13 protein-coding genes are annotated in these 15,502 nt (G+C 53.5%); 1 reads left to right on the forward strand and 12 read right to left on the reverse strand.

All coding sequences use genetic code 11. The features are described from left to right. Positions 1-18: 18 nt before the first annotated feature. The 11 genes from AC0L6S_RS08810 to AC0L6S_RS08860 form a co-directional block, all read right to left on the reverse strand. The gene (locus tag AC0L6S_RS08810; RefSeq protein WP_473428079.1) at positions 19-1,398 is read right to left on the reverse strand and encodes an aldehyde dehydrogenase family protein; all 1,380 of its coding nucleotides are present in this window, start codon (positions 1,396-1,398) and stop codon (positions 19-21) included. A gap of 3 nt (positions 1,399-1,401) precedes the next feature. Continuing rightward, complete coding sequence (locus tag AC0L6S_RS08815) at positions 1,402-2,769, reverse strand: glutamine synthetase family protein (protein ID WP_473428080.1); 1,368 nt, start codon at positions 2,767-2,769, stop codon at positions 1,402-1,404. Positions 2,770-2,834: 65 nt separating this feature from the next. Continuing rightward, positions 2,835-3,881 carry a TRAP transporter substrate-binding protein gene (locus AC0L6S_RS08820; protein WP_473428081.1) on the reverse strand — a complete coding sequence of 349 codons (1,047 nt, stop codon included), beginning with the start codon at positions 3,879-3,881 and terminating at the stop codon, positions 2,835-2,837. 105 nt (positions 3,882-3,986) lie between these two features. Continuing rightward, positions 3,987-5,309, reverse strand: a complete 1,323-nt coding sequence (locus AC0L6S_RS08825; protein ID WP_473428082.1) for a TRAP transporter large permease — start codon at positions 5,307-5,309, stop codon at positions 3,987-3,989. Beyond that, on the reverse strand, positions 5,309-5,815 hold the full coding sequence (locus AC0L6S_RS08830; RefSeq protein ID WP_473428083.1) for a TRAP transporter small permease subunit: 507 nt from the start codon (positions 5,813-5,815) through the stop codon (positions 5,309-5,311). The genes AC0L6S_RS08825 and AC0L6S_RS08830 overlap by 1 nt, the downstream gene beginning before the upstream one ends. Positions 5,816-6,137: 322 nt before the next feature. Further along, positions 6,138-9,215, reverse strand: a complete 3,078-nt coding sequence (locus AC0L6S_RS08835) for an efflux RND transporter permease subunit (RefSeq protein ID WP_473428087.1) — start codon at positions 9,213-9,215, stop codon at positions 6,138-6,140. After that, a complete protein-coding gene (locus AC0L6S_RS08840; protein WP_473428088.1) occupies positions 9,205-10,197 on the reverse strand; it encodes an efflux RND transporter periplasmic adaptor subunit in 993 nt (330 codons plus the stop codon). The genes AC0L6S_RS08835 and AC0L6S_RS08840 overlap by 11 nt, the downstream gene beginning before the upstream one ends. Before the next feature lie 589 nt (positions 10,198-10,786). Then, positions 10,787-11,434, reverse strand: a complete 648-nt coding sequence (locus AC0L6S_RS08845) for a PEP-CTERM sorting domain-containing protein (protein WP_473428090.1) — start codon at positions 11,432-11,434, stop codon at positions 10,787-10,789. 333 nt (positions 11,435-11,767) lie between these two features. Next, positions 11,768-12,382: an SGNH/GDSL hydrolase family protein gene (locus AC0L6S_RS08850; RefSeq protein ID WP_473428093.1), complete on the reverse strand. Its 615-nt coding sequence runs from the start codon at positions 12,380-12,382 to the stop codon at positions 11,768-11,770. An 18-nt stretch (positions 12,383-12,400) separates the two neighbouring features. Continuing rightward, positions 12,401-13,237, reverse strand: a complete 837-nt coding sequence (locus AC0L6S_RS08855; protein WP_473428094.1) for a methyltransferase domain-containing protein — start codon at positions 13,235-13,237, stop codon at positions 12,401-12,403. Between the two features lie 236 nt (positions 13,238-13,473). Beyond that, complete coding sequence (locus AC0L6S_RS08860; RefSeq protein ID WP_473428095.1) at positions 13,474-14,061, reverse strand: class I SAM-dependent methyltransferase; 588 nt, start codon at positions 14,059-14,061, stop codon at positions 13,474-13,476. 81 nt (positions 14,062-14,142) lie between these two features. Here AC0L6S_RS08860 and AC0L6S_RS08865 point away from each other — a divergent pair, with 81 nt between their 5' ends. Further along, complete coding sequence (locus AC0L6S_RS08865) at positions 14,143-14,553, forward strand: helix-turn-helix domain-containing protein (protein ID WP_473428097.1); 411 nt, start codon at positions 14,143-14,145, stop codon at positions 14,551-14,553. 169 nt (positions 14,554-14,722) lie between these two features. Here the strand turns inward: AC0L6S_RS08865 and hxpB are convergent, their stop codons facing one another. Then, on the reverse strand, positions 14,723-15,385 hold the full coding sequence (gene hxpB / locus AC0L6S_RS08870) for a hexitol phosphatase HxpB (protein ID WP_473428099.1): 663 nt from the start codon (positions 15,383-15,385) through the stop codon (positions 14,723-14,725). Positions 15,386-15,502: the final 117 nt, after the last annotated feature.

Genomic DNA, 15,502 nt, shown 5'->3' on the forward strand with positions numbered 1-15,502 from the left:
AATACTACCTTGCAGTGTTTACAGTTTTTTGAAATGGAGGGACATCGGGCGGGTCAGGTTGTGATACGCAATCACCGAGAGACTGCCACCGCGGCCGGTATCCTTGCAACCTGTCCAGCACAGTGCCGGGTCGAGGTAGTCGCAGCGGTTCATATACACCGTGCCGGTTTGCAGTTGGCTGGCAATGCGCTGTGCGCGCTCGGCATCAGCGGTCCACAGCGATGCGGTCAGCCCAAAATCGCTGTCGTTCATCAGCGCTATGGCTTCCTCGTCACTGCTGACCTTCATGATGCCCACGACCGGCCCGAATGATTCCTCGCGCATGACACGCATATCGTGTGTCACATCGACGAGGATTTGTGGCATCAGGTAGGCACCGCCGTCTTTGGGGAACAGCTCGGGGTTGATCAGCGCGGTGGCACCGGCATCCACCGCCTCGGCAACCTGTGCGCGCACCAGCTCGGCGAAGCGCACATTGGCCATCGGGCCCAAGGTGGTCTCCACCTCCAGCGGGTTGCCAAGTGTGTACTGCTCGACAATGGCCACGGCCTTGGCCACGAACGCGTCAAAATGCTCGGCGCACACGTAGATGCGCTCGATGCCGCAACAACACTGGCCGGCATTGAACATGGCGCCGTCGATCAGTGTGTCTACGGCGGCATCCAGATCGGCGTCCTCCATCACATAGCCCGGGTCCTTGCCACCGAGTTCCGTACCCACCGCAGTAAAGGTGCCCGCCGCCGCCTGCTCCATCGCCTTGCCACCGCCCACGGAGCCGGTGAAGTTTACAAAGCCAAAGGATTTACTGCCAATCAGCGCCGCTGTGGTGTCATGATCCAGCACCAGATTCTGGAATACCGCCGACGGGATACCCGCCGAGTGAAAGGCCTCGGCAAGGCGATCACCGGCCAGCAGGGTCTGTGAGGAGTGTTTCAATACCACCGCATTGCCGGCGATCAGCGCGGGCAGTACGGTATTCACTGCTGTCAGGAAAGGGTAATTCCACGGCGCCACCACCAACACAATGCCCAAGGCCTTGCGCTCGATGCGGCGGATGAAGGTGTCACTGTTTTCTATCTCTATCGGTGCCAGTGCCTCGGCGGCGATACTGGCCATGTAGTTGGCGCGCTCACTTACGCCGGAGAATTCACCGCCGTAGCGGATAGGCCGGCCCATCTGCATGGCCAGCTCCGTGGTGATTTCCTCGTTCATGTCGCCGAGCGCGGCGACACCCGCCAGCACCAAATCGATACGCTGCTGCAACGGCAGCGCCGCCCAATCGCGCTGCGCCGCTGTCGCCTCTGCCACAGCCTCCTGCGCTGCCGCCAGTGGCAATGGTTCGCGCTCGACATACACCGAGCCATCGACAGGGGAAATACACTGAATGGTTTTCGACACTGCTCAGGCCCTCTCGAAGCCGCGTACTTTTTCGTAATCCGTGACCTTCTGGTCGAAATCCTCCTGCTCCCATTCGGCCGCTCTGACGTAATGGTCGATAACCTCATCCCCCATCGCCTCGCGCAGCATACTGGAATTGCGCAGCGCCGCAGTGGCCGCGCGCAGGGTGTTTGGAATCTCCCTCACGCCCTCGGCCTTGTAGGCATCGCCGGTGAACGCCTCCTCCAGACTCAACTTCTCCTCGATACCCTTGATGCCCGCTGCGAGCTGCGAGGCGATGGCCAGGTAGGGGTTGAGATCGGAGCCGCCCACGCGGCACTCCACCCGCACGGATTTCGAGCCCGGCGCCACGATGCGGTAACCCGCGGTGCGGTTGTCGATAGACCAGACCGCCTTGGTCGGGGCAAACGTGGCCGCGCTGAAGCGCTTGTAGGAGTTGATATACGGCGCCAGAAAATAGGTGTTGTCGTCGGCGTACTTCAGCAGGCCCGCAAGATAGTGACGCATGGTGTCGGACATACCGTGCTCCGCATCGGCATCATAGAATACCGGCGTGCCGTCTTTTTTCACCAGTGACTGGTGGATGTGGCTGGAGGAACCCGCTGCTGCAGTATCCCACTTCGCCATAAACGATACGGCCCTGCCCTCCTGAAACGCCATTTCCTTGATCGCGTTTTTCAGCAACACATGGTTGTCGGCCATTTCCAGGCCATCACCATAGCTGACGTTGATTTCTGCCTGCCCGGCCGACGCCTCGCCCTTGCTGTTTTCCACTTCGATTCCGGCCGCCTGCAGGCCGTTGCGGATTTTGCGCATCAGGCTCTCTTCCTTGGTGGTCTGGAAGATGTGGTAATCCTCGTTGTAGGCACTGATGGTTGTCGGGCTTGAGTAACCCGTGTCCGAAAGCTCCTCAAAAGTCTCCCGAAAAATAAAAAATTCTAGCTCAGTGGCAACCGCAGATACCAGCCCCATCTGCTCAAGCCGCTGCAGTTGTTTGTGCAGCACACTGCGCGGCGCGTGTGGGACCAGTGCGTGCGTGTGGTGGTCATAGGCATCGCACAGTACCAGCGCCGTACCTTCCAGCCACGGCACCAGCCTCAGCGTCGCCATATCCGGTTTCATGGTGTAATCACCATACCCGGAGGACCAGCTGGTGGAGGCAAAACCCTCCACCGTATTCATCTCCATATCGGTGGCCAGCAGGTAGTTACAGCCGTGCGTTTCCTCCCACGCTGTCTTGACGAAAAACTCCGCCTGAAAGCGCTTCCCCATCAACCGACCCTGCATATCCGGCATGGCCGCGATGACAGTGTCGATAGCGCCCTCGTTAACCAGCTTTCCCAATTGTTCGAACGATAAATTTCCAGGCATGCTACTTCCTTAATCTTGTCTTTATAGCGTGACTGGCAGGCTGCACGCAGCCTGCCAGTAGCACCCTAGCTGTAACGGTAGGGAGGACCCGCTTTTTCCATATCGGCATTGTACTGCCTGAAGATACTGACCACCTTCGCCTTGGTTTCCGACTCTGCGGCGATCTCATCCCAGAATTTCTCGGCCGCTTTCTGCACGGTCGCCCACTCCTCATCCGGAATAGTGGTGAGCTTCATCTTCGTGCCCGTCACCCGCAGTGACGCCTCACCGCCCCAGTACCACCACAGGCGGTGGTAATGCGAGGTATCCATCGCCAGCTTCAGCAGCCCCTTGAGATTATCCGGCAGTGCTTCGTACTTTTCCATATTGGCGAAGAACGAACCGACCCAGGCACCGGAGATATTGTTGGTGAGGAAGTAGTTGGTGACATCCGCCCAACCCACCGTGTAATCCTCGGTGATACCCGACCAGGCGATACCGTCGAGCTCTCCCGTCTGTACCGCGACCTCGATATCCTCCCACGGCAGCGTTACCGGCACCACACCGAACTGGCTGAGAAATCGCCCGGCTGTCGGGAAGGTGAACACTTTCTTGCCCTTCAGATCCTCGAGACTGTTAATAGGCTCCTTGGTGGCGAAGTTACACGGATCCCAGGCACCGGCGGACAAATGCTTCACACCGACCTTGGCGTACTCCGCTTCCCAGATATCAGCCAGGCCATACTGATTGAACAACACCGGCACATCGAGTGAGTAGCGTGTGGCAAACGGGAAATACCCGCCGAACACCGCCACCTCGGTGGGCGACGCCATCGAGTCGTCATCCGACTGCACTGCATCTATGGTGCCTTTTTGCATGGCCCTGAACAACTCGCCGGTGGGCACCAGCTGATCGGCGTAGTACAGCTCTATCTGCATATCGCTGCCGGCGATCTTGTTGAAGGCATCAACCGCCGGTTTGACGACATGCTCCCCCAGCGCCGGCCCGGCGTACGTCTGCATCCGCCACTTGATCGTCGTCTTGCTCTGGGCGTGAACGGCAGGCGCACCGACAGTGGCCAGGCCGGCCACGCCGACACCGGCCGTTTGTAAAAACTTCCTTCGACTAGTCATATAAACTCTCCTTTGTGCATAGGTAGGAGAACCGATGGACAACAGGTTCCCCGGTTATTTTCCCCGTCACCGGGAAGTGCTTTGCGGACAGCGCACTGAGTGCGTTCATTTGTTATAGACCAGATTCGGTAACCACAGCGCCAAATTTGGGAACATCATCACCACGGCCAATGCCACCACCATCACCAGCACAAACGGCAAAATGGAGCTGTAGATATCGCGCAGGCTGATTTCCGGCGGCGCCATGGCGCGCATCAGAAACAGGTTGTAGCCAAACGGCGGCGTCATATAGGCCACCTGGGTGGTGATGGTGTAGAGCACGCCATACCACACCAGATCAAAGCCCAGCAGGCCGACCAGTGGCACGTACAGCGGTGCGACGATAACCAGCATGGCGGTATCGTCCAAAAAGGTTCCCATAATCAGAAAGGACAGCTGCATGATGATAAGAATAGTCCATGGGCCCAGATGCAGCTGCTCGGTAAATAGCCCCTCTATTGCACCCACCGCCCCCAGCCCGTCGAATACCGCACCAAAGGCCATCGCCGCGAGAATAATCCACATAAACATGCAGGATATGGCCAGCGTCTGTCGCACCGAGGCCTCGAACACGGTCCTATTCATGCGCCCCTTGAACACCGCCACCATAAAGGCGGTGAGTGCGCCGATGGCCGAGCTCTCGACGAGGCTGGTCCAGCCATTCACAAACGGCACCATCATCGCGGCGAAAATAAGAACGGGCAGCAGGCCGGAACGCAGCAGGCGCAGCTTCTCGCGCATGGGCACGTCGCGCTCTTCTTTTGACAGCGCCGGGCCCAACTCGGGCTGGAAGTGGCACCGGATCGCGATGTATAGGATAAACATCGCAGCCATCATCAGGCCAGGCACCACACCGGCCAGCCACAGCTGACCCACGGGCTGGCGCGCGATCATTGCATACAGCACCAGCACCACCGACGGCGGCACCAGAATGCCCAGGGAGGAGCCGGCCTGCACCACGCCGGTGACCATGCGTTTGTCATAGCCCCGGCGCAGCAGTTCCGGCAACGCGATAGTAGCGCCTATCGCCATGCCCGCCACGGAGAGGCCGTTCATCGCCGAGACAAGCACCATCAGGCCGATGGTGCCGATAGCCAGACCGCCGTTGATCGACCCCATCCAGACATGAAACATTTTGTACAGGTCGTCGGCGATCTTGGATTCCGACAGGATGTACCCCATAAAAATGAACATGGGCAACGTCAGCAGCGGATACCACTTCATTAACTTCATCGCCGCAGAAAACGGCAGATCCGAGCCACCCGTGCCCCACAGCGACAGCGAGGCGACGGCCGCGACCAGACCAATCGCCGCAAAAACCCGCTGCCCCGTCATCAGCATCAGCATCATCGAGGAGAACATCAGGATGGCGATCATTTCCGGTGACATCAGATCTCCACGCCCTTGATTTTCGCAATATCCTTGAACAGCTCCGACACCGACTGCAGCAACATCAGGAAGATACCGATACAGGTAATCAGTTTGATCGGCCACATATAAGGCCGCCAGGCGGAATAGCTGCGCTCGTTGTACTCAAACGCATAGGCGGTGCTGTCGATACCGCCGTACAGCAGTACCCCGAGGTAAAACATCAAAAAGAAAATGGTGAAGGCATCGACCCAGGCGCGCTGCCTGTCAGTCCATGTGGAGTAGAACAAATCCATGCGGACATCCGACCCCTGCTGCAGGCAGTACGGACCACCCAGAATGTAATAGGCGACCATCGCAAACTGGGCCATTTCCAGTGTCCAGAGCGAGGGCAGAAAGAAAACTTTACTGACAGAAGACCACAGCAGAATGCCAATCAGGACAAAAATCCCATACATGGCAATGCGACCAATCCGATAATTGATAGCATCGACGACAGCTACATAACCGCTCACAAATCGACGCAAATGGACTCCCTTGGGCTAAAGGCCTCGCACAGATAATGCCCCTTGTGCGAGAGATTTACAAAGACTTCGTTTGGTGGATGCAATTTTTGGACCAGTAGTGGATGACGTGCGAAGAGTGTGCATTGGTGGAGCTGTTGAACATCGGCGCGCCGTTTGGAGGCGTTGGCGCGATCATGGCGCACCGTGGCAGTGCAAGGTCTCGTCGGGAATGGGCGAGTAAGCTTCCCCCACAACGAAGACAGGACATTGGATCAAGGACACTGAAGCTCCCTAGAACCGCTGCCCCCTTGATACCCCTGATCCTCTACCCCTTTTCAAGCCTTTACACTTTCATAGCAACATCATTTGCAGAGACCACGGTCCTACCACGCACAAAGTAGTTATTCACAACCAAATACGCCCATGGCACCACGAACAGTGTCAGTATCGTCCCTAAAGACATACCACCAATGATGACCCAGCCAATCTGGTTGCGGGCCGTGGCTCCAGCGCCATCAGAGAGCACTAGTGGTAGCGCACCAAATACCATCGCAGCTGCCGTCATTAATATGGGTCGAAGCCGTGTAGCAGCGCCCTGCGAGATGGCATGACGCACGCTCATACCCTGTTCCAACAAACGATTGGAAAAATCGACAATCAGGATGCCGTTTTTACTAATCAGCCCTACCAGCATGATCAAGCCAATTTTTGTGTAGATATTCAACGTGGTATCGGTGAGATACATTGCATACAGCGCACCGGCCATCGCCAATGGCACGCTCAACATCACCACCAGAGGATCCACCAGACTGTTAAAATGCACGGCCAGGAGTAGATAAATCAGCGCGAGTGCAACGCCAAAAGCGACTGCCAGCTGCGTACCAGATCGCATCAGGTCTCTTGCCTCATCCGTGAACGCTGAGCTGTATTGCCCCGGTAACGTGTCAACATATGCTTCCAGCCAACTGATCGCCTGACTCAATGTATAGCCATTGCCAATACTGGCTGTGACCGTTGCCGATCGCATCTGGTCGAATTGATCAAGGCTCTGCGGGATAACGACCTCATTCAGGGTTACCATATTCTCTAGCGAAACCATGGCGCCAGACGCAGCTCTGACATACATTCTATTAATATCATTTGGATTCATTCGATACTGTTTCGGCACCTGTGGAATGACTTCATAGCTATAGCCGTCCAGCCCAAAGAAACCCACTACCGGGCGCCCCAACATTGTACTGAGGGTTTCGTCAATATCGCTTACAGCCACACCCATGGCTGCAGCCTTGCTGCGATCGATATTGACTTTCAACTGTGGCTTGTCGATGCGAAAGGTGGTGCTTGGATTAGTAATACCCGGGTAGTCGGCTACGGCAGCCATCAATTTTTCTAACTGATAGCTCAGTTCCTGATAGTTACCCTGGGTTTTCAGAACAAACGTCAGTGGCTGCTGCGCACCTCCGGGAACGGTGTTCAACTTAAATGCAAAAGCCTGTAGGCCAGGAACAAGGTCTACCTTAGCTTGCAAATCGGCCAGCACCTCATCCTCACTACGCGTTCGTTCATCCAACGGCTTGAGCAACATCCAACTAATACTATTGGTTGGACCAAACAGCGGAATACCATTGAGCATGCCCGAGGAATCCATCTCCGGGAGGTTCTCGTATATCTCCAGAATTGGCTTGGTATATTCTTCGAGGTACTCATAATTGGCATCGGCAGGCCCCATACCAAGCACATTGAGCGCACCGGTGTTTTCAATTGGCATCAATTCTGAGGGAATGTCATCAAAGAGTTTTATCGCGCCGGCAATCAGCAGTACAAAAACTAACGCTACCAGCCAACCTGTCTGTAAAACGGTCGCCAAGATGCGGTGATAGCCCAACCGAATCTTGCGAAAGCGGGAGTCGACCAGTTGTGTCAGGCGCCCAGACTCAGCAGTGGGTTTGAGCAAATAGGTGCACATTACCGGCGATACAAACAGCGCCAATATCCCCGAAATAATCACCACAAAGGACATCGTTAGCGCGAACTCCTTAAACAACGCGCCAGAAAAACCGGGCACAAATGCAATCGGGGCAAACACAACTGCCACCGAAAGCGTGATGGTAATAATGGCAAACTTGAGTTCACTGACACCGGCTATCGAAGCCTCAAAGCGCGTTAAACCCTTTTCCATGTGCCGGTGAATATTCTCCAGCACGACTATTGAATCATCTACCACCAGCCCGATAGCCAGCACCCACGCCAGCAGTGTTAATGCGTTAAGACTGTAACCCATTGCATACATAATCGCGGCGGCGCCCAGCATGGATAAGGGGATAGTAAGCAGGGGTATGGTAATCGCCCGAAGTGAGCCCAAAAAGATGAAGATGACGATAAAAACGAAAACACCGGCCTCGACAAATGTTCGGTACACTTCTTCGATGGAAGCCTTACTGAACTTGGTAACATTCCAGTTCGGCTTTATGATCAAGCCTTGAGGTGCAGATGCCTGAATCTGCTTCACCATTTCGATGACAGCGTCTGCGGTGGCAATCGCGTTGGCCGTATCCGTTGGACTGACTCCGAGGAAAACTGCAGACTCATTGTTGGCGATACCCCCACTCTGATAGTCAGCAGCGCCGAACTCCGCGTAACCGATGTCCTTGATCCGCACCAGATGATCACCCTCGCGCCGTATCACGATTTCATTGAATTCCTCCGCGGTAGACAAGCTGGTGGTGGTATCAACCTGTATCTTGATCTTTTCGCCATAGAGACTACCCGTTGTCGAGCGTAGGTTCTGCGCATCCAGCGCCTCAATGACGTCGCCACTTGTGACGTTTCGCGCCGCCATTTTGTGCGGCAACAACCACAGGCGCATGGCATACTGGCGACCGCCGAAAATATTCACCTCATAAACGCCGGGCACCGTTTCAATTCTCGGCACGGCCACGTTGCGCAGGTATTCGGTTATTTGCAGTTTGCTCAGCGTTGAACTCATGCTCTCAAGGTAGAGAATACCGCTGGTAGCGCTGGCATTGGGATCAATCTTGGTTATTACGGGGCTGTCGATACCTTTCGGCAGCTCCCACATTAAACCGCCAATACGGTTACTGATCTGCGGCAACAGCGCATCAACGTCAGAGCCAATATAAAACTTTAGTGTAATCAGACTCTGCTCATAGGTATTGCTCGCAGTGACATAGTCCAGCCCGGGTAATCCACTCAAGGAACGCTGCATCGGAACAGTGACAAACTCTTCCATAACCGCAGGGCTTGCGCCGGGATAGACCGTCTCGATCGTCACCTCCGATGTCGGCAAGAGCGGGTAATGCCTAATCGGCAACTCGATATAAGCCAGCGCGCCAGCGAGCACAATTAACAGGCACAAACTAATTGCAAGGACTGGCCGCTCTATAAAGCGCCTAATCAACATTTTTTGCCCCCCCACCGGCACCAGCCGCCGAGGGAGCGGCAGATGTCGGTGTAGGTGCAGAAGCCGGTGAACCCTTTACCGCCACTCCGTCCTTGAGTTTCCTTAGACCAGCACTCACGACTGTTGCACCGGCATCCAGCCCACTCAGGATGGCAATATCGCCACCGCGTCGAGATCCCAATATGACATGGGTCAAGACGGCTTTACCATCGACAACCTCATAGACACTGTCGCCATACAGCGAGCGTTGGATGGCCGTCTGCGGCACCGTGATCACATCAGCCACATCATTCAGTGTTAACACCACATTCACATAGCTCCCCGGGAAGAAACTGTGAGCGGGTAGTTCTGCGCGGATAGTAGCTGTGCGAGTATCCGGGTTGATCATGGGGTCAACCGCGTAGATTTTTGCCTTCACGGTCGCCGCCGAACTCTGTTCGGCACTCAAGGTGACGCTATTCTGAGGCGTTACCTGAAACGCGTACTGCTGCGGTATCGAAAACTCCACGCGCAACCGCTCCGAAGATTCAAGCGTCGCCAGCTCCTGGTTAACACCCACCTCATCACCAACCTCAACACGGGTAAGGCCTACAATGCCGTCAAAGGGCGCATAAGTGGTAGCCAGCTCGAGTTTTTGCTGCGTGGTTTGAACTGCGGCCAAATCAGCTTCGTACTGGCTGCTCGCGGCCGTAGTTTGCTGGAGTGATATCTGTCGCTTGCTATAGAGCGTCTTCATTCGCTCAGCGTCAAACTGGCTGATTTTCAGTTGCGCCTTGCGCTGCTCCAATTCTGCCCTCAGCACCTCGGGATTGATCACAAACAACGGCTCTCCCGCGTCGACCGAAGCACCCGACACCGCGTTGACTGCCGTAACTCTACCGCCGATCTGAGACCGCAGCGTTACTCCCGAGAAAGACTGCACGGTACCTACCGATTCGAGCTGTGTACCCCATTGTTGTTGTCGGACCTTAGCGGTTTCCACATGCACAGGCCCTGGCGGAGGTGCAGATGCCAGTTTACGAGCAGACAGCTCATCCTTAATTAGGTAAACGGTAACAACTGATACAGCGATAGCAGCTACAACGCCAGTAAGTAGTGCTCGGGGATGTTCTATCATTATAGTATCTCGTCCGGCAGCGCTAGGTGAGATAGTACTATGCAACAGAATTCGCTCGCCAGCAAAGCCTGCAGGACCCGGCTTGTAGAGATTTCCCTGTGTGCTTAGCCGCTAAATAGAGCGAATAGACTTGAGAGCGAGTTGTAGACGTGTGTCGCCGAAGATGTAGCGGGAGGTAAAGAGCATTGACCAACCCAAATATCTGCACATCAAATGCAACAAGGCCCCAGAGAATGGAGGCCGGGATGAAGGGCAGGGGCGAGAAGCCCGAAACGGCCTGATGAGCATCACATTGACACAACCTTTACTGGCTAGATGTAATAGTCAGCACTTGATATGACAGACAGTGTCAGATGATTTCGTCCGCTTTCGCCTATTAAGGGACAGTAACAGCGTTCATCTTCAGGCAATAAAAAAAACCCACCGAAGCGGGCTTTAGCATCAGGAGTTTTGGTTACACTTTCTTGCGCCGCATCGATCCCAGACCTGCAAGACCAAGACCGAATAGGGCAAGGGTGGCTGGTGCAGATACTTCTTCGCTGCGGTACAACCATGCGCCGACGCCGTGGTTAGACCGGTGCAATACTCTTGGTACATTGGTATATGCCAAGTTAAGAGTGGACATACTTGGTTGATTTGCCGTCATGGCTGCTTGATATGCCTCTGAACCAATTGTCGTCGCGGTCCACCCTGCGGCTCCGACGGCGGCTAAACTTGAAGTTGTTTCTCTGAATTCGGACAAGAAATTCCGCGCGAAAGAATTTGTATCTACATTGATAGAATCCGGGCCGGGGCCTAGTAAATCGTCTCCAGAAAGCCCGTCATCAATTAGATACCCATTAAATAAATGGCTGATCTCATCGAGCGATGCCCAAATAAAGTCAGTGACATCATAACCGTTTAGTGTACCACCAGCCGTGCACACTCCCGCAGGGCAAACGGCGCTAATGTCGTTCCAGGATAAGTTGGTGAATAAATCAACCTGCGCCCAGTCCGTACCATCGACTGAAACTATACCCGCACCAGTGATCGGTACGGCCGAAACGCCACCCACCCATCCAGCGAATATCAGTAGTGTCAGTACTCTTGTGATTGTTTTCATTTGGCCATTCCTTACGCCCCTGTTTCTCCAAATTGAAGATACGGCAATAACTATGCCACACTATATGAATCAATAACATGCGGTAAAGTCGAGCTTCTCTGCGCTCCCGCATGTAAATTATTCTGACAGTTTTTGCGGTTGCCTCACTAAAGGTCTACAAAAATGGGTTGGCAAGAGCCCAGCGTAAGGTCCGCTATGAGGAGAAAGGGGACATTAAGGTTCAACCACATCTGACACTACTCGACAGGTCAGATCTAGACTATTACAGCTAGAATACCTATAACGTTTTCCCATCACGATTGAGTCTACAGCGCTACGCCAGCTCAGCACTCATCATGCATAATTATGCAGAACAAATTCCCGAAGTTGTTCAAATAGCCTCTGGTGTCCCTGGACGTTGGCGTGCAACCCATCTTCGGCCAGCAATGTTGCTGTATCTTCGCACGACCACAGCGAAAAATAATCGAGAACAGGTACCTCGTTACCCTCACAAACCGAGCGAATAATATCTGTGTAGGCGTTCGCATCCTTCAACAGGTAGTACGAATTTGTTCCCGGATAGGGCGTTGTCCGTGACTCTTCAAACGGAAAACCCGTCATCATCAGAAGGGGAGAAACCGACCTCGCCGCTGCAACGAGCGCTTCTACCGACGCCTTGAACTCAATCTGCGATCTGTTATTTGAGGACGCTAGTCCCCCATCTCTGCGGATGTCATTGAAGCCGGGGTACAACACTATCAAATGAGGTCGACGGGCGGCGGCCTCAGGTGCCAATCTGGCAATTAGTGATTCAGTGGTTTCCCCGAAGATGCCCAACTCATACACACGATTTCCCGGACTGGCGGATTCATACCACAGCCGGAAGCGATTCACGAATCCTCCGAGCTGGCTGTCTCCGTGCCCATGGATCGAGCTTGAACCCACAAACACAATCCGCTTTGGTAACATAACAGGGACCCGGTCGCGCTACGGAACTGTGGCCCATATGCCGATCTCAGAACGACCGACAATCAGGCTATTACTGGAAACGATATCCTGCAGCAAACGCTCTGGCAAGGTAGCCAGCCCCACATCCTGCTCAGCGACAACGCCATACTCCATCATTGTCGGCAAGAGGCTCCCAACAATATCGCATAAGGCCATTATCCATTCTCGCCCTGCAGACCCGCCAGCCACATATGTATGCATGCGCATGGTGGGCGCGGGTAGCCCTGCGGCAGTAAACGATTGGTGAGCCTTATCCAAAAAACTCCAGGAATGGCCACTCAACCGGGTTGTTTCGTTACACCATTGGCAAACCTGGTCATACAGTGGCACCGGCGGAGATGACCGTACACATGTCCAGTCTGGCTCGTGGAACACCATCACACCACCGGGCACCAAATGCTTTGAAAACCCTCGCAACTTTGCCGCGACGTCGTCCTGAAAGGGCAATACATAGCGACCTATCACAGCATCAAAGGGTTTCTCGAAGACCATCTTTGCCGGATCACCTTCCTCGAACGCGACATTGGAAAGCCCGATTTCCTGTGCAGTGGCCGTTGCCGCGGTAACTGCGGTTGCTGATTTATCCGCTCCCAGCACGAAGCCCGTCTCACCCACAATGTCAGCAGCAAGGAAAGCGACATCGCCTGTACCGCTGCCCACATCAAGTACACGCATACCCCGACCCACGCCGGCCGCGCAGAGAAATTGCCGGGTGGTAGGCGCCAGAAGGCTCGCTTGAGCGCGTAGACGGTCCAATTCCCGGTTAGAGTGACCGAGGATGTACCTTCTATCTACATCCGGGGTTTCGTTACTCATATGGATACCTCTATGGGGACATTAACACCCTGCCCTAAAGTCTATCTGGTGAATCGTTCCAGAAATTGAATTTCATGAACATTTTTGACTTGCTTTATGTATACCTTATTTCCAGCCGACTTTCCCGATGGGAACACCCGTATTCTGCTCTATTGCTTAAGCTTCCCCACAAACGAAAACATGACATTGGGTTGCAAACCTCTGGCTCTTGAATGTACGCGCAACACACTGATTTACTACTTTTTTCGACCAATTGCTTGAACAACCGAAGCCAAACCAGTGTGATAACTACCTTCGACCACCTCTCGCTCAAGTTCTACCAAATGACCAAATTCCAAACCCGGGAATTCGTGCACAAGCGATTTCTTCGTTTGCATCGTATCCACACAATCACCACCACCGGTACCATGATTTAGCTGATCAGGCGTATACGCTTCTGTCATAAACACACCGCCAACTCGTAAACTTAACTCGACTTTTTGGTGGATCACCGCGCGAAGCTCTGACGCCAATGGACAGAATATTGAAATCACGCCATCCCACTGTCCTTCCTTAAACTCAAATTCCGCTAAATCAGCTTGAACACATTCGATTGAAACCCCATTTTCGCTGGCGAGCTTCCGAGCTTTTTCCAGCCCGACCGCAGAGCTATCTACCGCGGTTACTTCGTAACCCAGTTTGGCAAGAAACACCGCGTTTCGACCTTCGCCCTCCGCCAGGCTTAGAATCTTGCCTTTAGGGAGGGAATCTACATTTTCGCGAAGGAAGTCATTGGGCGCTGTGCCGTAAGCGTAGTCAACTGAACTGTATCTTTCATCCCACATTTCTTGCTCCTCTTTCTCCAGATCAACAATTTGTTAGAGTATGCTATTACTTCAAGTCGACTTTAAGTCAAGAGGGTATTTATGGATATTGGAGAGGCTTCCAGGCGATCAAATCTACCGCCATCAACACTGCGATACTATGAAGAGAAAGGGCTTATTAAGTCCATTGGGAGGAGCGGCCTAAAAAGGGTGTTTGCGGATGACATAGGTGAACGGCTCGCCTTCATCTCATTGGGGCGTTCAGCAGGCCTCTCGCTCAATGAACTCAAAAATATGTTGCTATCAGACAACATACAAGTTGATAGAGACGTATTACTATCGAAAGCGGATGAGCTGGATTCACGCATAAGTCACCTTGAATCAATGAGAGACGGGCTTCGGCATGCCGCCAATTGCCCCGCTCCCAATCATTTTGAGTGCCCGAAATTCTTAAGGCTTTTAAAGATTGCAAATCAACGGTGGAGTAAATCAAGGCGCGATCACAAAGTATGACCGCTCAAGATCAAGGTGACTTTTGAGTGGCTTCGTAAGTTTCCCAAAACGAATACAGGACAATGGATCAGGGACTCGGATCAAGGACTCTGACCCCTTGATGCTAGATGTTGGAGTTCTCACCAGTGGCTTGGCAGCATCTAAAAATAAGCTCTGACAAATCGTATAGTTATGGACAGTTTGCAATGTGTTCCAGGTGAGAGTCATTGAACTCCGATAACCGACCAAGTTTTATATGGGCTATGTCGTATTTTTTGGCGGCAAACTCGTTCCGCGGTGGAACTGCGACAGTTTTCATCCTGGCCCTGCTCGCGGAGAGAATTCCAGAGAGGGAATCTTCGAACGCAATACACCTCGAAGGTTCAACCGCCAATTTTTTTGCTGTAGTCAAATATACTGCCGGGTCAGGCTTTCCATTCGTTTCATGCTCAGAGGATGATGTGCTATGAAAAAATCTGGAGATGCCTAGCTTGTTTAGAACGACAGGGATCAACCTGGAGGGCGCATTGGTTGACAAGCCAATTTTGAATTTCTGCTTTTGAAAGAAGTTCAAGACCTCGTCTACACCTTCCATGGGAGCTCCCTTCTCACCGATAAGTGTTGCTACTCGATGAATCACTTCATTTTCCACCTGCTCCAGACTTTTACCTGACCAGGGATAATGGCTATACCAAAACTCTGTTACCGCTCGCGTTGTCATGAAAGCCGTCCTAGCAGATAGCTCCTTACTTACGTTGACCCCGACAGACGCAAACACTTCCTCCTCTGCCTCCTTCCACATAGGTTCTGAATCTATGAGAGTTCCATCCATGTCGAAAATGACTGCTTGCATCACATTGGTCCCATAATGACTAAAGCAAGCGCGTAGTTACGCGTCGCCTTGGCTTGTCTCGTTTGCCGCAATATCTCACACTACCGAACACCACTTCACACTTAACACCTTGCTAAC

This window comes from Halioglobus sp. D3-4 (assembly GCF_055809315.1).

Coding starts and splice junctions, on each gene's coding strand:
- AC0L6S_RS08855 (WP_473428094.1), bottom strand. CDS start 13,237: ATGAGTAACGAAACCCCGGATGTAGATAGAAGGTACATCCTCGGTCAC.
- AC0L6S_RS08845 (WP_473428090.1), bottom strand. CDS start 11,434: ATGAAAACAATCACAAGAGTACTGACACTACTGATATTCGCTGGATGG.
- AC0L6S_RS08825 (WP_473428082.1), bottom strand. CDS start 5,309: ATGTCACCGGAAATGATCGCCATCCTGATGTTCTCCTCGATGATGCTG.
- AC0L6S_RS08860 (WP_473428095.1), bottom strand. CDS start 14,061: ATGTGGGATGAAAGATACAGTTCAGTTGACTACGCTTACGGCACAGCG.
- AC0L6S_RS08820 (WP_473428081.1), bottom strand. CDS start 3,881: ATGACTAGTCGAAGGAAGTTTTTACAAACGGCCGGTGTCGGCGTGGCC.
- AC0L6S_RS08815 (WP_473428080.1), bottom strand. CDS start 2,769: ATGCCTGGAAATTTATCGTTCGAACAATTGGGAAAGCTGGTTAACGAG.
- AC0L6S_RS08835 (WP_473428087.1), bottom strand. CDS start 9,215: ATGTTGATTAGGCGCTTTATAGAGCGGCCAGTCCTTGCAATTAGTTTG.
- hxpB (WP_473428099.1), bottom strand. CDS start 15,385: ATGCAAGCAGTCATTTTCGACATGGATGGAACTCTCATAGATTCAGAA.
- AC0L6S_RS08850 (WP_473428093.1), bottom strand. CDS start 12,382: ATGTTACCAAAGCGGATTGTGTTTGTGGGTTCAAGCTCGATCCATGGG.
- AC0L6S_RS08865 (WP_473428097.1), top strand. CDS start 14,143: ATGGATATTGGAGAGGCTTCCAGGCGATCAAATCTACCGCCATCAACA.